General features: G+C 71.5%; 18 protein-coding genes. 2 read left to right on the forward strand and 16 right to left on the reverse strand.

The features are described from left to right. Positions 1 to 3: 3 nt before the first annotated feature. On the reverse strand, positions 4 to 1,014 hold the full coding sequence (locus DEJ35_RS04395) for a tetratricopeptide repeat protein (protein ID WP_111192124.1): 1,011 nt from the start codon (positions 1,012 to 1,014) through the stop codon (positions 4 to 6). Then, positions 1,011 to 2,753, reverse strand: coding sequence for a hypothetical protein (locus DEJ35_RS04400; protein ID WP_110859081.1), 1,743 nt, complete (start codon positions 2,751 to 2,753; stop codon positions 1,011 to 1,013). The genes DEJ35_RS04395 and DEJ35_RS04400 overlap by 4 nt, the downstream gene beginning before the upstream one ends. A gap of 182 nt (positions 2,754 to 2,935) precedes the next feature. Here DEJ35_RS04400 and DEJ35_RS04405 point away from each other — a divergent pair, with 182 nt between their 5' ends. Then, a complete protein-coding gene (locus tag DEJ35_RS04405; protein WP_181419988.1) occupies positions 2,936 to 4,777 on the forward strand; it encodes a hypothetical protein in 1,842 nt (613 codons plus the stop codon). Between the two features lie 86 nt (positions 4,778 to 4,863). On the opposite strand, the gene DEJ35_RS04410 is transcribed toward DEJ35_RS04405, so the two are convergent. The 10 genes from DEJ35_RS04410 to DEJ35_RS04455 all read right to left on the reverse strand — a co-directional run bounded on the left by DEJ35_RS04410 (position 4,864) and on the right by DEJ35_RS04455 (position 13,640). Then, a complete protein-coding gene (locus tag DEJ35_RS04410; protein WP_110859082.1) occupies positions 4,864 to 5,601 on the reverse strand; it encodes an alpha/beta hydrolase in 738 nt (245 codons plus the stop codon). Further along, positions 5,598 to 5,900: a hypothetical protein gene (locus tag DEJ35_RS04415; protein ID WP_111103455.1), complete on the reverse strand. Its 303-nt coding sequence runs from the start codon at positions 5,898 to 5,900 to the stop codon at positions 5,598 to 5,600. The genes DEJ35_RS04410 and DEJ35_RS04415 overlap by 4 nt, the downstream gene beginning before the upstream one ends. Before the next feature lie 12 nt (positions 5,901 to 5,912). Continuing rightward, positions 5,913 to 6,812, reverse strand: a complete 900-nt coding sequence (locus DEJ35_RS17530) for a lytic transglycosylase domain-containing protein (RefSeq protein ID WP_258378430.1) — start codon at positions 6,810 to 6,812, stop codon at positions 5,913 to 5,915. A gap of 147 nt (positions 6,813 to 6,959) precedes the next feature. Further along, positions 6,960 to 7,508 carry a DivIVA domain-containing protein gene (locus DEJ35_RS04425; protein ID WP_071406375.1) on the reverse strand — a complete coding sequence of 183 codons (549 nt, stop codon included), beginning with the start codon at positions 7,506 to 7,508 and terminating at the stop codon, positions 6,960 to 6,962. Positions 7,509 to 7,584: 76 nt separating this feature from the next. Then, entirely contained in the window at positions 7,585 to 8,529 is a 945-nt protein-coding gene (locus DEJ35_RS04430) for a phosphatidate cytidylyltransferase (protein WP_110859157.1), read from the reverse strand. A 65-nt stretch (positions 8,530 to 8,594) separates the two neighbouring features. Beyond that, positions 8,595 to 9,149 carry a ribosome recycling factor gene (gene frr, locus DEJ35_RS04435; protein ID WP_110859084.1) on the reverse strand — a complete coding sequence of 185 codons (555 nt, stop codon included), beginning with the start codon at positions 9,147 to 9,149 and terminating at the stop codon, positions 8,595 to 8,597. 46 nt (positions 9,150 to 9,195) lie between these two features. Next, positions 9,196 to 9,915, reverse strand: coding sequence for a UMP kinase (gene pyrH, locus DEJ35_RS04440; RefSeq protein WP_110859085.1), 720 nt, complete (start codon positions 9,913 to 9,915; stop codon positions 9,196 to 9,198). Positions 9,916 to 10,042: 127 nt separating this feature from the next. Then, entirely contained in the window at positions 10,043 to 10,870 is an 828-nt protein-coding gene (gene tsf, locus DEJ35_RS04445) for a translation elongation factor Ts (RefSeq protein ID WP_111090475.1), read from the reverse strand. Between the two features lie 87 nt (positions 10,871 to 10,957). Next, positions 10,958 to 11,875 (reverse strand): 30S ribosomal protein S2, encoded by a 918-nt coding sequence (gene rpsB, locus DEJ35_RS04450; RefSeq protein ID WP_027465874.1) that lies wholly within the window; start codon positions 11,873 to 11,875, stop codon positions 10,958 to 10,960. Positions 11,876 to 12,197: 322 nt separating this feature from the next. Continuing rightward, positions 12,198 to 13,640 (reverse strand): sugar porter family MFS transporter, encoded by a 1,443-nt coding sequence (locus DEJ35_RS04455; RefSeq protein WP_258366745.1) that lies wholly within the window; start codon positions 13,638 to 13,640, stop codon positions 12,198 to 12,200. A gap of 326 nt (positions 13,641 to 13,966) precedes the next feature. On the opposite strand from DEJ35_RS04455, the gene DEJ35_RS04460 reads away from it, so the two are divergent. Next, on the forward strand, positions 13,967 to 14,524 hold the full coding sequence (locus DEJ35_RS04460; RefSeq protein WP_181430095.1) for a murein hydrolase activator EnvC: 558 nt from the start codon (positions 13,967 to 13,969) through the stop codon (positions 14,522 to 14,524). A 33-nt stretch (positions 14,525 to 14,557) separates the two neighbouring features. Here the strand turns inward: DEJ35_RS04460 and DEJ35_RS04465 are convergent, their stop codons facing one another. The 4 genes from DEJ35_RS04465 to DEJ35_RS04480 are packed head-to-tail and all read right to left on the reverse strand — an operon-like array spanning position 14,558 to position 18,660. Further along, on the reverse strand, positions 14,558 to 15,490 hold the full coding sequence (locus tag DEJ35_RS04465) for a tyrosine recombinase XerC (protein ID WP_258378431.1): 933 nt from the start codon (positions 15,488 to 15,490) through the stop codon (positions 14,558 to 14,560). Between the two features lie 25 nt (positions 15,491 to 15,515). Beyond that, positions 15,516 to 16,754: a DNA-processing protein DprA gene (dprA, locus tag DEJ35_RS04470; protein ID WP_111192128.1), complete on the reverse strand. Its 1,239-nt coding sequence runs from the start codon at positions 16,752 to 16,754 to the stop codon at positions 15,516 to 15,518. Next, complete coding sequence (locus tag DEJ35_RS04475) at positions 16,751 to 18,274, reverse strand: YifB family Mg chelatase-like AAA ATPase (RefSeq protein ID WP_110859091.1); 1,524 nt, start codon at positions 18,272 to 18,274, stop codon at positions 16,751 to 16,753. Before DEJ35_RS04475 ends, dprA begins: the two co-directional genes overlap by 4 nt. Continuing rightward, positions 18,271 to 18,660 carry a YraN family protein gene (locus DEJ35_RS04480; protein WP_110859092.1) on the reverse strand — a complete coding sequence of 130 codons (390 nt, stop codon included), beginning with the start codon at positions 18,658 to 18,660 and terminating at the stop codon, positions 18,271 to 18,273. The genes DEJ35_RS04475 and DEJ35_RS04480 overlap by 4 nt, the downstream gene beginning before the upstream one ends. Between the last annotated feature and the right edge of the window lie 107 nt (positions 18,661 to 18,767).

The following is an 18,767-nucleotide window of genomic DNA, read 5'->3' on the forward strand; positions in this document are numbered from 1 at the left end:
GGTCTAGTACAGGGCGTTCGCCAGGCGACGACGCGCCGCGACGACGCGCGGGTCCTCGCTGCCGATGAGCTCGAAGTACTCGACGAGCCGGACACGCAGGGCCTCGCGGTCATCGCCGAACACCGTCGGCACGAGGTCGAGCAGACGCCCGAATGCGTCGTCGACGTGCCCGCCCGAGATGTCGAGGTCGGCGACCGCCAGCTGCGCCTGGACGTCCTGCGGGCCGGCGGCCGCTGCCGCACGGATTTCGTCGGCCGTCCGGCCGTTGAGCCGGTCGAGCAGCGACACCTGTGCGAGGCCGGCGACGGCCATCTGGTCGTGCGGGTCCTGCAGGATCGCGGTCTTGTACTCCTCGATGGCGGTGGCGTAGTCACCCCGCTCGATCGCGTCGTACGCGGCCTGGTGGTGCGGCGGGAGCGGCTCCGGCTCCGGCTCGCCCTGCTCGGCGTCGGTGGGGGCCGCTCCGCCGTCGACGGTGACGCGACCGGTCACGCCGTTCTGCTCGGCCGCCTGGAGCACCTGCTCGTAGACGTCGCGGACCTGCGCCTCGGGCAGTGCCCCGACGAAGAGCCCGAGCGGGCGTCCGCCGATCACGGCGGCCACGGTCGGGATCGACTGCGCCTGGAACGCCTGCACGAGCTGCGGGTTCGTGTCGGCATCCACCTTGGCGAGCACCACGCGGCCGTCGTACTCCGCGGTGAGCTGCTCGAGGATCGGCGAGAGCTGCTTGCACGGCCCACACCACTCGGCCCAGATGTCCACGATGACCGGGACGACGGTCGACAGCTGCAGGACGTCCTGGAACGTCGCATCGGTGACGTCGATCACGAGCGACGGCACCGTCAGGTCGGCGCCGTTCGCGGTGTCGGCTTCGGTACCGGGCACGGCACCGCCAGTGGAACCCGCCGGGGCCGGAGCACCGGACGGCTGGGGCGGCCGCTGTGCGCGGTCGACGAGGGACGACAGGTCCACGGCTCCGCGGAGCCCGGACGGGGTCGGGGGGATGTTGCTCATTGCACCTCACTCGCTGCGGTCAGGCCCTGTGTGAACCCGAGCAGGACCACTTTGCCATCCGAGGCGACCGGCGGCACGTAGAAGAGCAGCTGGACGCTGTAGGTCGCGCTGATGCCCTTCTTGCTCGTGTCCACGCCGGACAGTGCCTTGACGGCACCCTCGGTGTTCACCTCGGCGCCCGACGCGGTCGGGGTCACCTTCTCGACCTCGTCCAGGTCGGCGGAGACCAGGGCACCGGCGTCGTCGGTCGCGATGGCGACGGCGGAGTCGGCCGGGACCTCGGACGAGTACTCGATCTTCGCCGTGTCCGGCAGGGCCTTGGCCTTCTTGTCCTTGTACGCCTTGCCGATGGTGGTGCGGAGCGCATCACCCTCGCTCGCGAACAGGTCGGCGTACTCGCTGGCGGTGTCCTTCGACAGGATGTCGCCGTACGCGGTCGCGACCTGGTCGGGCTGGATCGTCAGGAGCTTCGACTCCGGCGCGAGCAGTGCGGCACCGATCGTCGTCGGCGCGAGGCTCGGGATCTTCGCGTCGGCCTCGAGCGAGACGTCGTACGCCACCTTGTACGGATCGCGAGCGGTGTCCTGCACCAGGGTCAGGGCCTGCGGGGCCGACTTGGCGTCGCAGTCCTCGGCGACGATCGTGAAGACCGTGCGCGGCCAGCTGTCGGTCTGCTGCGGCAGCGCGACGCACACCTGCGCGGCCGAGATCGCCGGCGGCGCCTTGACGTCCGTGTCCTTCGCGCGGATCGCGTAGTTCGCCTCGCGCAGCTCGAGCGCGGCGCCCGTGAAACGGGTCCCGGCGAGCCTGCTGTCGCGGGTCTCGTCAGCCTGCTTCGCCACGGCGGCGGTGCGCTGCACGACGCGGGTGATCTGCTGCTTGGTCGCAGCCGTCGGCTCGGTCGTCTCCGCAGCCCCCGTGGCAGTGGCCGTCGGGGTCGGCGTGGCGAGCGACGGGTCGCCGCCCTGCGGCCAGTAGTCCGAGGAACAGCCGGCCAGGGTCAGGGCACCGACGAGCAGCACCGGCACGCCGACGAAGGCGCGCGAGCCGCGGCGACCAGGACGCGGCACCTGCGCACCGGCTGCGGCAGCACGGCGCGAGGCGCGCACCCGCGGCGGCCGGCTGCCCCCACTGCGGCGACGGGGACCGCGGCCGCGGCGCTGGTGCAGGAACGCGAGGACGAGCAGCACGAGGCCTCCGACGACGAACACGCCACCGGCCACGAGCAGCGGACCGACCGCCGGGGTCGCGGTGTCCTGCGGCCAGGTGACGGACACGTCGTTCGGGGCCGCGGCCTTGCCGTCGCTGACGACCAGCACCGAGACGTCCTGCGGCAGACGCACGGTGAACTGCCCGGCGCCGTCGTACTCCTGGTACCAGAGGTCGCTGCCCCCGGGCGAGGGGACGCTGGTCTCGCTGCCCGTGGTCGACCCGACGAGCGAACCCTTCTCGGCGTCGAAGCGGAGCGTGGTGTGCTCGGCGTCACCGATCCAGGCGTCGACGTCGGCGGTCTTGCCGTAGGCCGCGAAGACCTTGCCGGAGCCGGACACGTTGATGCGCTGGTAGCCGGGGTTGGCGTTGAGGGTCGTCCCCGGGATCACCGTCACCGGGGCGGAACTGGTCGTCGAGCTCTCGGCCACGAGCGAGGACGGCGGCGCGAACACGGTCCGCTGTCCCACCGCCAGCGCCACGAGCAGCAGACCGATGACGAAACTGACGATCGCCAGGACGAATCGCACGAACTCTCTCCCTACCGCGCCGGGGTGGGGATGTCGGCGCGCGAATCAGCGACTCAGGATAGCGAGCAACGCTGGACAGTGCATCAATCCGCGCTGTCGCCGGACTCAGACGCCCCGCTCCGGCCCCCACTACAATCGGCAGCGGGCCGAACCTGGCCCGCTGCCGACCCCAGGAGCGACACGTGGCGAACGACGAGGCCGAGTTCGGAACCGAGCTGCGCGGGTACCGCCGCGACGAGGTGGAACGCGCACTGAACGACCTGCGCCGCGAGCTCATCAAGTCGAACAACGACCGCGCCGACGCCGCGAAGGAGATCCGTCTCCTGCAGGCCCGGGTCTCCGAGCTGCAGGGCGAGCTCGACGAAGCCGGCACCCCCACGTACAGCGGACTCGGCACCCGCCTCGAGTCCACCCTGCGCGTGGCCGAGGAGCAGTCGACCCGGCTCATCAGCCAGGCGGACATCGACGCCCAGCGGCTCCGTGCCTCGAGCCGCACCGAAGCCGAGCGCACCGTCCGCGAAGCACAGGAAGAAGCGCGCGACACCCTCGAGGACGCCCGTACCCGCGCCACCAACGAGCTCACCCGCGCCCGCGCCGAGGCAGCCGACACCGTCGAGCGCGCCCGCGCCGAGGCCGGCCTGCTCACGCAGGACGCCCGGAACGAAGCGGCCGCGATCCGCGGTGCCGCCGTGACCGAGGCCGCCGAGGTCCGCTCCATCGCCATCCGCGAGACGAACGCCCTGCGCGCCCAGGTCGAGCACGAGGTCGCAGAACTGCGCGAGATCGCCCAGCGGGAGTCCGCCGAGGCCCGCACCGCCGCCGCCGAGCTCGACCGCGAGACCGAGCACCGCCGGACGGTCTTCGAAGCCGACCACACCCGCCGTACCGAGGACCTCGACCGTGAGGAGACGACCCGGCGCGAGGCCCTCGAGCGCGAGGTCACCGAGGGTCGTGCCGCCTGGCACCGTGAGCGTGACGAGGAGCAGCAGGCACACGCGCTGGCACTCGAGACCGGTCGCGCCGAACTCGAGTCCGAGGTCACCCGCCGTCGCGCCGAACTCGACAGCGAGGTCGCCGACCGCCGCCGCGAGCTCGACGAGGAACTCGCCGCCGCCCGCGCCCAGTGGGACCGCGAACTCGCCGCCGCCCGCACCGCGCTGGAGCAGGAGGTCGAAGCGGCCCGCGCGCAGCTCCGCGTCGACGAGGAACAGACGCGCGTCGAGAACGCGCGCCTGGTGCAGGAGACCGCCGACCGGATCGCCCGTGAGCTCGAGGAGCACGACGCCCGGATCGCGCAGGAGCGCGCGGAGGCCGACGCAGCAGCCGAGCGAGCGCTCCGTGAGCACGAGAACGCCATCGCCGCCCGACGCGAGCGCGAGCACGCCGAGGTCGACACCGAGATCGCCGACCGCCGCACCACCGAGCTCGGGGTGCTCGAGGCCGAGCGCACCGCCCTGCGGCAGGAGATCGACACCGCCCGCGCCGCCCTGGTGAAGGAGCGCGACGAGGTCCGCGCCGAGATCGCCCGGGAGCGCGACGAAGCCCGCACGACGCTCGAGTCGGAGCTCGCTTCCCGACGTGACGACGCCGAGCAGGACTACCTGCGGAAGCACCACGAGACGGTGACCGAGACGCAGAAGTACCTGGACGAGGCGAACCTGCAGCTCGCCGAGGCCACGCGTCGCGCGACCGAGGCCCGCGAGCGCGCCGAGCGCCTGCAGCAGGAGGCCGACGACCTCGAGCGCACGAGCACGGCCGAGGCCCAGGAGCACGCGCGCACCATCGTCGCCGACGCGCAGGACCGCGTGCACCGGATGGTCGCCGACGCCGAGGAGCGCACCGCCGGCGTCATCGCCGAAGCCGAGGACCGCCTGGCGGCGATCCGGACCGAACGCGAAGCCGTCGCGGGGTACCTGGAGAACCTCCGCGGCGTCCTCACGAACGCCACGGGCCTGCTCGGCACGGCGCCCGCCGCAGCGTCGGATGCGGACGCTGACGACGACGTGGACGCGACCGAACGCTGACGGTCCACTGCCCGGAGGCGCGACCCGCGCCTCCAGGCAGTCCCACCTGGTGCAGGTGGGAGCCGCAGGGCGCCTTCCGGGCGTCGTCAGACGGGCCAGTGGGTCGGCAGCGGCGCGCTGCCCGGCACGACGAGGTCGGCGATCGCGTCGAGGACGATCCGCACGTACCGCTCCCCCACCCACAGGTGCTTCGCGCCCGCGACCGCCACGACCCGGACGTTCGGGGCGAGCGCGAACCGTGCCGCCGCGGCCTCGGGCTGCAGGAAGTCGTCGTGCTCCGGGACGAGCGCCACGACCGGGACCCCGACGGCAGCCCAGCGGACGAGTTCCTCGTCCGAGGTGCGGTGCAGCGGCGGGGACAGCAGGACGACCCCGGCGACCGTGCCTGCCTCGACGTGTTCGAGCGCGTGCTTGAGGATCACCTCGGTGCCGAACGACCAGCCGACCAGCCACGGGGTCGGCAGGCCGCGGTCGATGACCTCGGCGACGGCGGCTCGCAGGTCGAAGCCCTCGGACACACCCTCGCCGAAGACGCCCTCGGAGGTGCCGCGCGGCGACGTGACGGACCGGAAGTTGAACCGCAGCACCGCGATGTCGGCGAGGGCGGGCAACCGTGCGGCAGCCTTCTTGAGCACGTGCGAGTCCATGAACCCGTGCGCGGTCGGCAGGGGATGGAGCGTGACGATGGTTCCGCGAGCCGAGGTGTCGGCAGGCTCGGCGAGCTCACCGACGAGCGTCAGGTGGTCGTCCGTGACGAGCTCGACCTCGGTGCGACGGGCCGGCAACTCGGTGGCGGATCGGATCTCGGTGTCGTGCTCGGTCATGCGATGCTCCAGCAGTGGTTGTGCCAGTGCCGGCGCGACGCCAGGTCGGCAGCGTCACCGAGCACGCCGTCCGCGCGCCAGACGACCACGTGGGCGGTGCCGGGCAGGACCGTTCCGCCGCACCCCGGGCAGATGTACTCCTTCTGCGCCGACGCGGCCGAGATCGGCTGCACCTGGTACTCGCGACCGTGACGGACCTCGGTGCGCTTCCACGAGCTCATCAGCCGGTCGAGGGTGGTCTCCTCGTCAGGCTCGACGTCGCGACCACGGGGGCGCCGCGGTCGGTTGCTGCGCGGCACCCGAGCAGCCGATCAGTACCAGTTGTTGGCCTGGCTGTGACCCCAGGCACCACAGGGGGTGCCGTAGACGCCGGCGATGTAGTTGAGACCCCACGTGATCTGCGTCGCCGGGTTGGTCTGCCAGTCGGCGCCGGCCGTGGCCATCTTGCTGCCGGGGAGGGCCTGCGGGATGCCGTACGCACCGCTCGGGTTGTAGGCGTTCACCCGCCAGCCGGACTCCTTGTTCCACAGCGAGACCAGGCAGTTGTACTGGTCGGTCCCCCAGCCACGAGCCGTGACCTGCTGCAGGGCGATCGCCTGCGCGCTGCCCGGGTCGGGCGTCGCGGCGGTGGCGGCGAGCGTGTTGGCGGCCGAGACCGGCTGGGTCTCGGTGGCCGCGGTGTCGTCGGTGGTCTCGGCGTCGGCCTCGTCCTCTTCGACGACGGGCTTGACGACCTTCGGGGCCGGGACGGTGACGTCGTAGCCGTCACGGTCGGCGGCGGCCACGGCGTAGGTGCCGTGCGCGGTGTACTGCTGCGGTGCCGGCGGCGTCTTCACGAGCACCGGGGTGTCGACGGCGGCCTGTGCGACGTCGGCCTGCAGCGGGTTGAACAGCGAGCCGCCGACGAACAGGAACACGCCGACGAAGGACATCATCGGGGCGGTCGCGCGCTTGCGGGCCACGGCGTTCACCGACGATGCGGCGGGCTTGACGAGCTTCGGCGTCGCACGGCGCTGCACCGTCGCGGTGCGCTGCTTCGCGGGACGCTGGTCGGCCTCGACGAGGGCATCGTGGGCGAAGGACGCCACACGCTCGTCGGAGACGCGGTTCGCCGCCACCGACTTCGGCGTGGCGACCGGACCCGTCGTCGCGGCCGCTGCCTGCGGGGTCACCCCGAACGCCGACGTCTCCGTCGTGCGGGTTCGCTGCATTGCCGCGCGGCGCTCACCGGAAGCCTGGAGGCTGAGGTGCTCGCGGGTATCGCGGTCGGAGCTTGAGTCTGCCGTGTGCCTGCCCATGAGTAGGACCAGGGTAACGGAACGATCACGGAAAGCGAAGCACCTGGGGACAGCGCGTCGTCACCGGACAGCGAGCATCACTTCGACGACGGCGTCGAGCAGCGCGTCGACCTGCGCCTCGCGGTACCCGCCGTGCTTCGGGCGGAAGACGATCGAACGGACCTCGGTGAGGCTGAGCGGCTTGCCCTCGCGGAAGTACCCGGCGAGCCGGGCGGCGAACGCGTCGACGTCCTTCGGGTGGTAGCCGGTGCCGAGCACGCTGACCCGGCTGAACCGCTGACCGTCCGGCCGCTCGAGCCGCGCCACGACGTCGGATGCCTTCGTCCGTGCTTCTGCGTACCAGGCCTTCTTGCCGACCTCGCTCATCTCACGCTCACGCTCACGGGCAGCGAAGGCGTCCTCGAGCCGCTCGAGCGCAGCGTCGACGTGCGACGTGGAGTACCCGCCCTTGCGCATCGAGAAGGCCGTGGCGCGGATCTTCGCGGCCTCGATGCCGGGAGCGCTGTCGTCGGCGGAGTACGCGCGCCGGGCGTCCTCGAGGAAACGCTCGACTTCGTCGACGTCGTAACCGAGAGCGGAACGGGCTGCGGTCGGGAAGGTGGTGGCCACGGCGTCATTCTGCCAGTCCGGACCCGTGGCACAACCTGGACGCGCTGAGTGCGGCGTTCAGCCGACACGACCGCGGTCAGTGGTTGACGATGAGGTACAGCACGTAGGCGACCGCGGCGGACGGCAGGATGCTGTCGATGCGGTCGAGCAGGCCGCCGTGTCCGGGCAGGAACGACGAGATGTCCTTGATGCCGAGGTCGCGCTTGATCATCGACTCGGTCAGGTCACCCAGCGTGGCCGAACCGGAGATGAGCACACCGAGCAGGACACCCGTCCACCAGGGCAGCCCGAGCATGAACAGGGCCACCAGGATGCCGACGACGATGCTCGCCGCCACGGACCCGGCGAAACCCTCCCACGTCTTCTTGGGGCTGATGCGAGGTGCCATCGGGTGCTTGCCGAGGTTCAGCCCGGTGGCGTACGCGCCGGTGTCGACCGCGACGACGACGAGGATGAACCCGATCACCCAGAGGTTGCCGTCCGGCTGGGCGGAGAGCAGCACGACGCAGGCGCCGAGCAGCGAGATGTAGGCCTGGACGAACAACCCGTTGGTGAGGTCACGGGCGACGTTGCCGGCCGGGGGCTTCTGCCGCGCGACGGCGACCTCGACCAGTCGCCAGACGCTGATCAGGACGATGCCGCCGAGCAGGGTGAACAGCGCCGCCACCTGCCCGAGCAGGAACGCCGCCGGAACGATCGCGACCGCGACCGCGACGCTCGGGATCCGCGGGACGTCGCGCCCGGCGAACCGCATCGCGCTCGTCAGCTCGTAGACGCCGACGCCCAGCAGGAACGCCGCGACCACCATGAAGGACGGCGGCCAGAGGAGCAGCGTGCCGAGCATCACGACCGCGAACGCGAGCGCGATCCCGATCGCCGCCGGCAGGTTGCGCCCGGTCCGCGCGGTGAGCGCTTCGTTGCGCGCGCCGAATTCGGCCTTGCGCTGGCGGAGCTGCGCCTCGAAGTCGGTGCGCGCCGCTCGTGCACGCGCATCGAAGTCCTGACGGAGCCCCTTCTTCACGGGCCCGCTCGACGCGGGCCCGTGCTCTGCTGTGGGGCGGTCATCGCCCTGGTCGGAGCGACGCATCAGACCTCGAGGAGTTCGGCTTCCTTCTTCTTCAGCGCGTCGTCGATCTGGTCGACGTGCTTCTTCGTCAGGGCCTCGAGGTCCTTGTCGCCACGCGAGATCTCGTCGTCGGAGATCTCACCCTTGAGCGCGTCGAGGTCGTCCTTGGCCTTGCGGCGGATGTTGCGGATGACGACCTTGTGGTCCTCGCCCTTGCCGCGGACGAGCTTGACGAACTCCTTGCGGCGGTCCTGCGTGAGCTCCGGGATCGTCACGCGGACGATCTCGCCGTCGTTCGACGGGCTGGCGCCGAGGTTCGGGAACGTCGCGATGGAGCGTTCGATCTCCTTGAGCGCCGACTTGTCGTACGGCGTGACGATGAGCGTGCGGGCCTCGGGCGTCTGCAGGGACGCGAGCTGCGCGAGCGGCGTCGGCGTGCCGTAGTAGTCGACCGGGATCTTCTGGAAGAGCGCGGCGTTGATCCGGCCGGTACGGACGGTCGAGAAGTCGTCCTTGGCGACCTCCACGGCCTTCGCCATCTTCTCGGTGGCTTCGGTCAGGACATCACTGATCACGGTGTTACTCCTTCGGTACTGGCGTCGAGTCTAGTCAGCGCGGGGGTCAGTTGCTGACGACGGTGCCGATGCGCTCGCCACGGATCGCGGCCTGGACGTTGCCCTCGCCCTCCATGCCGAAGACGTGCATCGGCATGCCGTTGTCCATGCAGAGCGAGAACGCGGTGGCATCGACGACCTTGAGGCCCTTCAGCAGCGCGTCCTGGTAGGTCACGTGGTGCAGCTTCTCGGCCGTCGCGTCCTTCTTCGGGTCGGCGGTGTACACGCCGTCGACGCCGTTCTTGGCGACGAGGACCTCGTCCGCCTTGATCTCGAGCGCACGCTGCGCCGCGACCGTGTCGGTCGAGAAGTACGGCAGCCCGGCACCGGCGCCGAAGATGACAACCCGGCCCTTCTCGAGGTGCCGCTCGGCGCGCCGCGGGATGTACGGCTCGGCGACCTGGGTCATCGCGATGGCGGACTGCACGCGGGTTGCAGCTCCCGCCTGCTCGAGGAAGTCCTGCAGCGCGAGTGCGTTCATCACCGTGCCGAGCATGCCCATGTAGTCGGCGCGGCCGCGGTCCATGCCGCGCTGCGAGAGCTCGGCACCCCGGAAGAAGTTGCCCCCGCCGACGACGATCGCGATCTCGACCTCGCGCGCGGCGACGGCGATCTCCTTGGCGATGGTGCCGATCACGTCGGGGTTCACCCCGAGGGAGCCGGCGCCGAACGCCTCTCCCGACAGCTTCAGCAGAACGCGGCGTCGTCCGGTCTTCTCGTCGGTCATCTGGTCCGCACCCTTCGTCGTGGTCTCGTGGAAATGTACTCGCGGATGTGTCGCGCGCGTGCCGTGCCCGTGCGCGCGAAAAACGGGGCCAGGAACCTGGTTGGTTCCTGACCCCGTCACGGGTTCGTTACGCGCCGACCTTGACGCGGGCGAAGCCCTGGATCGTGATGCCGGCGTTCTCGGCGGCCTTCGCGACGGAGATCTTGTTGTCCTTCGCGTAGTCCTGGTCGAGGAGCGACACCTGCTTGATGTAGGCGTTCACCCGGCCCTCGACGATCTTCGGGAGCGCAGCCTCGGGCTTGCCCTCTTCGCGCGTGATCGCCTCGACGGTCGCACGCTCCTTCTCGATGGCCTCGGCCGGGACCTCGTCGCGGGTCAGGTACGTCGGGTTCGCGAACGCGACGTGCTGCGCGATCGAACGTGCCTCGGCGGCGTTGTCACCCTCGTACGCGATGACGACGGCGATCTGCGGCGGCAGGTCCTGGCTGGTCTTGTGCAGGTAGATCTCGAAGGCCGAGCCCTCGACACGGCGGACCGTGCGGACCTCGAGCTTCTCGCCCAGCGCGGCAGCGGCCTCGTTGACGACCTCGAGGACGGTCTTGCCGTCCAGCGGCGCGGCGTTGGCGGCAGCGACGTCGGCGGCACCGGCAGCGGCGACCGCGCCCAGCACCTTGTCGGCGAGGGTGGTGAACTTCTCGTTCTTCGCGACGAAGTCGGTCTCGCTCGCGAGCTCGACGACCGTGGCGGCGCCGTTCTCGGAGGTCGCGACGACGACGCCTTCGGAGGTGGCACGGTCGTCGCGCTTGGCGACGGCCTTGGCACCCTTGATGCGGAGCAGCTCGACGGCCTTGTCGTAGTCGCCGTCGGCCTCGACGAGCGCGTTCTTCGCGTCCATCATGCCGGCGCCGAGGTCCTCGCGGAGCTTCTTCACGTCAGCAGCGGTGAAGTTTGCCATTGACTGGAGTCCTTTCTGGACTGTACGTGTGTGGAGAGTGGAGTGCAGTCGGGGCGCCGGACCCGGTGGGTCCGGCGCCCCGGCGACTCACTCGGCGGGGGTGGTCTCCGCGGCTGCCTCGGCCTCGGCCGTCGGCTCCGCGTTCTTCGCCTCGTCGGCGATCGGCTCGCCGATCTCCTTCGCGGCGACCTGCGCGTCAGCGTCGTTCTCCTCGACGGGGGCGGCGGGCGCCTCGGTCGTGGCGGCGGTCTCGCCACCGAGGAGCTCCTGCTCCCACTCGGCGAGGGGCTCGCTGGCCTCGTCCTCGTCGCCACCGTTGTGGCGGGTCTTCAGGCCCTCGGCCGCGGCGTCGGCGACGATGCGGGTCAGGAGACCGACGGAGCGGATCGCGTCGTCGTTGCCCGGGATCGGGTACGTGATCTCGTCGGGGTCGCAGTTGGTGTCGAGGATGCCGATGATCGGGATACCGAGCTTCTGCGCCTCGTCGACGGCGAGGTGCTCCTTCTTGGTGTCGACGATCCAGAGCGCGCTCGGGGTCCGCGTGAGGTTGCGGATACCACCGAGGGTCTTGTGGAGCTTGTCCAGCTCGCGCTTCTTGATGAGGAGCTCCTTCTTGGTGAAGCCCTTCGTCGTGTCGTCGAAGTCGATCTCCTCGAGCTCCTTCATGCGCGCGAGGCGCTTGGAGACCGTCTGGAAGTTCGTGAGCAGACCGCCGAGCCAACGCTGGTTGACGTACGGCTGGCCGACGCGGGTCGCCTGCTCGGCGATGGAGCCCTGGGCCTGCTTCTTGGTGCCCACGAAGAGGATCGTGCCACCGTGCGCGACCGTCTCCTTGACGAAGTCGTACGCGCGGTCGATGAAGGCCAGCGACTGCTGCAGGTCGATGATGTGGATGCCCGAGCGCTCGGCGAGGATGAAGCGCTTCACCTTCGGGTTCCACCGACGGGTCTGGTGTCCGAAGTGGACGCCGCTGTCGAGCAGCTGGCGGATGGTGACGACGGCCATGTGCCGTCCTCCTTCTGTGTTCTCGGCGCGCAGCCGTGCTCTCGCACGTCCCTGCGGACCTGTTGCGGTTGTGTCGATCACGACCGTCGGTCGTGGTCCCTGGTGTCCTGGCACGCGACCGCCCGCTCGTGGGAGCGGGACCGGTGGTCGGGTACCGAGCCGGTGAGGGCCTGGTGGACACGCGAAGTCAGCGCGCATCAGCACGCTGCTGGATAGATGCTAACAGAAGGGAGGCCCGGATCACGCGCGCCTCGCGGCTGACGTGATCCGGGCCTCCCTTCCGGCGATCCGTGCGGAACTGACGCGGTGCGCGACCGGCCGATCAGGCCTTGGCGTCCACCGTGTCGCCGTCGGCGGAGATGCCCATCTCCTCGAGCGAGCGGCCCTTGGTCTCCGGGATCTTGGCGATGACGAAGAACAGCGACAGCAACGCGAACAGCGCGTAGATGCCGTAGGTGACCGTCAGGTTGAAGCCCGAGAGCACCGGGAACGAGATCGTCACGATGAAGTTCGCGATCCAGTTGGCGGCCGAGCCGATGCCCAGCGCCGTGGCCCGGATGCGGTTCGGGAACATCTCGCCGAGCAGCACCCACATGAGCGGGCCCCACGTGGCGCCGAAGGACACCACGAAGAGGTTCGCGAAGATCAGCGCGATGACGCCCCACGAGCCGGGGAGGCTCGGGCTGCCGTCGACGATCGTCGCCTGCGAGAACGCGATGGCGACCATGGTCAGCGAGACGAACATGCCCGCCGAACCGGCGACGAGCAGCGGCTTGCGACCGACCTTGTCGACCAGGAAGATCGCCACGAAGGTGACGGCGACGTTGACCACCGAGGTGATCGTGGAGATGAGGAACGAGTCCTCCTCCTTGAAGCCGACGGCCTGCCAGAGCGTCGTCGAGTAGTAGAAGATCACGTTGATGCCGACGAACTGCTGCAGCACGGCGAGGATGATGCCCACCCAGACGATGGGCTGGAGCCCGAAGCGGTTGCCCCGGATGGAGCCCTTCTTCTCGTTCGCTTCCTTCTTGATGCCGTCCTGGATCTCCTCCAGGCTCGTGTTCACGGTGTCGCGCGGGACGATCTTGCCCATCACCACGCGCGCGTCGTCAGCACGACCCTTGGTGAGGAGGTAGCGCGGGGACTCCGGCAGCGTGATCGCCAGGACGCCGTAGACGACCGAGGGGATCACCCCGACCAGGAACATCCAGCGCCAGGCCGCCAGGCCCCAGACCTCGGCCGAGGCGCTGCCCGCGGTGACGGCGAAGAGCTGGTCGGACAGGAGCGCGGCGAAGATACCGAGCGTGATCGCCAGCTGCTGGAACGAGGCCAGCCGCCCGCGGATCGCCTTCGGGGACACCTCGGAGATGTACGCCGGTGCGATGACCGAGGCAGTACCGATGCCGAGACCGCCGACCAGACGCCAGATCACGAGGTCCCACGTCGCGAACGCGAACGCCGACCCGATCGACGAGACGAAGAACAGCACGGCGGCCCAGAACATGATCCGGGTGCGGCCGTAGCGGTCGGCGAGGCGGCCTGCGAAGTAGGCGCCGAACGCGCAGCCGATCAGGGCCGAGGCGACCGCGAACCCGCTCGCCGCGTCGGAGAGGTCGAACTCGCCCTTGATCGCGTCGACGGCGCCGTTGATGACGGACGAGTCGAAGCCGAACAGGAAGCCACCGACCGCCGCCGCGATGGCGAACAGGGTGACCTTCCCCTTGAACGCACGGTCTTCGCCGTGCCCGGTGGTCGTGGTGGACACGATGCTCCTGGGTTCTGCCGCCGTGCCGGTGTGCAGCACGGTGCCCCGGCGGTCGGCTGGTTCGCCGTCCGAGCGGCGTTGCGTGTTCCGGAGCGGCCCCGACTGTACTCCTCGCTCGGGATCTGGTCATAACCGGGGCGTGATCGGCAGGACTCGCTCCCGTGCGGAGGCGGAACGTCGGTGTCGTTGTCGTACGACGTCGGTTCCGTCGCGCCCGTCGCGCCCGTCGCTGCATGGTTCCTCCCCAGGGCCTGGAGGTGCGACTCCCCCTCCACGGATCACCTCGGGTCCGCCCCGGGGCCGGTTCCACGGCCGAAGCTGGGGACATGCGATCGACTGCACGTTCCGTCTTGCTGTCCGTGGTGTGCGCGGCGGTGCTGAGCGGGACGGCGGTGCTCGGTGCATCGCCGTCGACGGGCGCCGGGGCGTTGGCGGGTGCTGCGACCGACTCGGGCCGGGTCGAGGCTCGCTGGGTCTGGCCCACCGGATCGCGGGTCGTCGAGCGCGCGTGGGAACCAGCGTCCTCGGACTACGCCGCCGGCCACCGGGGCCTCGACGTCCCGGCCGTCCTCGGGAGCACCGCCTCGGCGGTGGACGACGGCACCGTGGCGTTCGCCGGCGCGGTGGGCGGCCGCTCCGTCGTGACCATCGACCACGGCGACGGGCTGGTCAGCACGCTCGACTCGGTGACGCCCCTGGTCGCCGCGGGAGACGAGGTCGTGCGGGGTGCGGCGGTCGGACGCGTCTCGGTCGGACACTGTCCGGCGTCGGCGCCGTGCCTGCACCTCGGTGCTCGCGTCGACGGTCGCTACGTCGACCCGATGGCGTACCTGCCACCGGCCGAGTGGCCGGTGCTGCTGCCCGAGTCGGCCTGGCCCGGGTGAGCGGAACCGACCGGGACGCACGTCGGCGCAGCGTCAGGCGCGCGGGTGCGCTGTCCGGTAGACCTCGCGCAGCCGGGCCGACGACACGTGCGTGTAGATCTGCGTCGTCCCGAGGCTGGCGTGACCGAGGAGTTCCTGCACCGCACGAAGGTCCGCTCCCCCGTCGAGCAGGTGCGTCGCCGCGGTGTGCCGGAAGGTGTGCGGGCCGCTCGGGCCCTCGCCCGGCAGGTCACCGAGCAACCGCGCCACCACGCGGTAGGCACTGCGGACGCCGAGTCGGGCGCCACGGTCGCCGAGGAACAGCGCCGTGCCGGCCGCTCCCTCCGCCCGTGCCGCGAGGGCGGGCCGTCCGCGCTCGAGCCACGCCTCGAGTGCGTCCCGCGCCGGCACCCCGAACGGCACCACGCGTTCCTTGCCGCCCTTGCCGAGCACGCGCACGGTCAAGCGTCCGCGATCGACGTCGGTCACGTCGATCCCGACCAGTTCGCTGACCCGGATGGCCGCCGCGTACAGGAGCTCGACGAGGGCCAGGTCCCGCAGCGCCGTCGGGTCCTCCGTCGCCGCACGGGCACCGAGTCCGTCGAGCAGGGCGCGCACCTGGTCGGCCGACACCACGCGAGGCAGGTGCGCCCCACCCTTCGGCGCGCGGAGCCGGACCCCGGCGTCGGTCGTCGTCATCCCGGTCTCGCTCGCCCAACGCGTGAACGCCCGCACGGACGAAGACCGCCGGGCGATGGTCGACCGGGCGAGCCCGCGGTGATCGGCGTCCCACAGCCAGTCACGCAGGAGCTCGAGCTCGACGTCGGCGACGCGGTCGATGCCACGACCGTCCGCGAACACCACGAGCTGCTCGAGGTCGTTGGCGTACGCGCGGAGGGTCTGCTCGCTGAGGCCACGCGCGTGCCGGGCGTGCCGGAGGAAGGCGTCCACCGCCACCACGAGTCGACTGTCCGTCCGCGCAACCACGACGCCAGCGTACGGCGACCGGACGTCATGCCCGACCCCACCCGCCGCCGCTGGCGACGACGAGTCCCTGCAGCTGTGCGAGCGCGAGCGCGTCGGCGACGTCGGCCGTCGACATCCCGGCCCGGCGGGCGATCTCGGCCTCGGGCAGGGCGCGACGGCCGAGCGCGTCGAGCACCCGGAGCACCTCGGGATCCTGCCTGCCGGACAGGAGCGGTTCGTCGCGCACCGCTCCCCCGCTCGTCCCGGTCGCGGGCCTCACCGTCGCGACCGGATCCCCGGGGTGCACGACGATCTGTGCCCGCCCCTGTGCGATGAGTCGATGGCACCCGACCGACGCCGAGGACGCGAACGCTCCCGGCACCGCGAACACGGGCCGGCCGAGCTGTGCGGCGTGGTGGGCGGTGTTGAGGGCCCCGGACCGGGCGCCTGCTTCGACCACGACCGTGACGTCGGCCAGCGCGGCGATCAGTCGGTTCCGGGCGAGGAAGCGCCACCGCGTCGGTCGCGTCCCCGGTGCCGACTCGGCGAGCAACGCCCCTTGCCGGGCCACGTTGTGGAGCAACTGCGCGTTCCCCACCGGGTAGAGCTGGTCGATGCCACCGGCCAGGACCGCGATCGTGGGCGTCCCGGCGGCGACTGCGACACGGTGCGCCACCGCGTCGATGCCGTAGGCACCCCCGCTCACGATGCGGCACCCGGCGTCCGCCGCCGTCGACGTGATCTCCGCCGCGGCCTCGGCCCCGGCCACCGTGTTCGCCCGGGACCCCACGACGCCGAGCGCCGGCCTCCCGTCGCCGAGGCACACGCCCGAGCTGCGCGTCCAGAGGACCACCGGGGCGTGCGGACCGAGGTCGTCCATCGCCGACGGCCACCCGTCGCTCGCGGGGACCAGCAGACCGGCTCCGACCGCTCCCGCCGCCGCCAGCACGTCGCCCACCTCGACGGCGGCCAGCCGGGGCCGCCAGCGTTCCACCGCGGTCTGCAGCACACCGAGCAGCACCGCGGGGTCCTCGGCGCCCGGTACCTCGGCGTCGACGCAACATCCCAGCAGCGGATCGAAGTCCTTGTCAGCGGCGAGCAGCACCGCACCGAGCGCGCGCTCCGGTCCGAGTCCGGCGAGGAGCTCTCCGGCGACGGAGTCCCCCGGCTCGACGATGGCCGACCACGCGACGCGGGCCGCGGCCTGCACCGGGTCGACCGCCGCACCGCTCGGCCCGAGCAGGCGCGCCACCGTGTCGAGGAGCTCGGTGCCCGCCGCGATCACAGGGCGCTCCGCAGCGCGAGGGCTCCGCGGACGTGCGCACCCGTGGGCCGCTCCACCGCGTCGAGGTCGGCCAGCGTCCACGCCAGTCGCATCACGCGGTCCCAGCCGCGCATCGTCAGGGTGCCGAGGTCGAGTGCGCGGTCGAGGTCTGCCGTCGACCCGGGTTCGATGCGCCCCTCGGCCCGGAGCCACGTCCCGGTGACCTCGGCGTTGCGGGACCATCCCGTCCCGTGCAGTCGCTCCGCCATCCGGGCGCGGGCTGCCGCGACCGCGGCACGCGCGACCGCCGTCGTCGGGGTGCTGCCGTCCGCGTCCCGCATCCGACCCGTCGTCACCCGGGGCACCAGCACCCGGATGTCCATCCGGTCGAGCAGTGGCCCCGACATCCGGCCGAGGTACCGGCGGACGGTGCTCGGCGAGCACTCGCACGGCTGCCCGTGCGCACCACCGGCGTTGCCGCACGGGCAGGGGTTCGCCGCCAGGACGACCTGGCAGCGTGCGGGGAAATCGGCCGCGCCCGCCGCACGGTGGATCGTGATCCGACCGGACTCGAGCGGCTGCCGGAGCGCATCGAGCACAGCCCGCGGGAACTCCGGCGCCTCGTCGAGGAACAGGATGCCCCCGGTGGCCCGCGACACGGCTCCGGGGCGAAGGACCCCCGACCCACCGCCGATGAGCGAGACCGCCGACGCGGAGTGGTGCGGGGCTTCCCAGGGTGGCTTCGTGCTCCACGACGCGGAACCCAGCCCGGCGACGGACCGGACCGCGGCGACCTCGAGCGCGGTCTCGTCGTCGAGGTCGGGCAGCAGCCCGGGCAGCCGCTCGGCGAGCATGGTCTTGCCGGCGCCCGGCGGCCCGAGCAGCAGTGCATGGTGTCCCCCGGCCGCCGCCGCGATGAGTGCTCGGACGCCGACCGGGTTCCCCACGACGTCCGACAGTTCGGCCACGGGACGCGGCACCGACGTGACCGGGACCGGCAGCACCGGATCGACCTCGACCGCCGGCAGGAGCGCCCCGGCGTCGATCGCCGCCGCCCGCAACGAGTCCACGCCCCGGATCCGCACCCCGCCGACCACGCGGGCCTCGGTCAGGTTGCCGACGGGCAGCACCACGCGGTCCGCACCGGCGTCGCGCGCGGCGACCAGCATCGGGATCACCCCGGGGACCGGACGCACCCGCCCGTCGAGGCCGAGCTCGCCGATGTAGACGATGCGCTCCGAGACGTCCGGCGCGAGACCGGCACCCGCGAGCACGGCCATCGCGATGGCGAGGTCGAACCCCGAACCGCGCTTCGGGATCGCCGCCGGGGTCAGGTTCACGGTGATCCGACGTGCGGGCAGCGGGCACCCCGCGTTCGCCGCCGCGGATCGCACGCGTTCGCGTGCCTCGCCCAGTGAGGTGTCGGGCAGACCGATGATGCTGAACGCCGGGAGCTGACTGGTCAGGTGCGCTTCGACCTCGATGCGACGACCGGTGACCCCGAGGAGCGCGACCGCGGCAGCGCGCCCGATGCCGGTCACAACACACCGGCCAGGTGCTCGACGACGGTGCGGGGACCGTCCAGGTGGACCGCGACGACGTCCACCCGGACCGCGCGCGCCGAGACCTCGGGATGCGCGTCGAACCACTCGGGCACGAGTCGCCGCATCCGGGTGAGCTTCGCGGCGGTGATCGCCTCGAACGGGTGGCCGGTCGCGGCCCCGGAACGGGTCTTCACCTCGATGAACGCGAGCGTGCAGGAATCCCACGCGACGATGTCGATCTCGCCGCGGGCACATCGCCAGTTCCGCTCGAGCACGCGGAATCCCCGCGCTTCGAGCCAGACCGCCGCTCGTTCTTCACCGAATCGTCCGAGTCGACCATTCCGGAGCGACCGCCCCGGTGGACGTTGCACGTCTTGTTCCATGTCGTTGCCTCCACGACAACGATCTCCGGAACGAACACCCCGATCGGCGGAGTCGGAGAGTCTGTGGAATCAGCGCGCGCGAATTGCCCCTGTGGAGGAAAGAAGAA

Origin of the sequence: Curtobacterium sp. MCPF17_051, from assembly GCF_003234595.1 — a bacterium.
Taxonomy (GTDB): Bacteria; Actinomycetota; Actinomycetes; order Actinomycetales; family Microbacteriaceae; genus Curtobacterium; species Curtobacterium flaccumfaciens.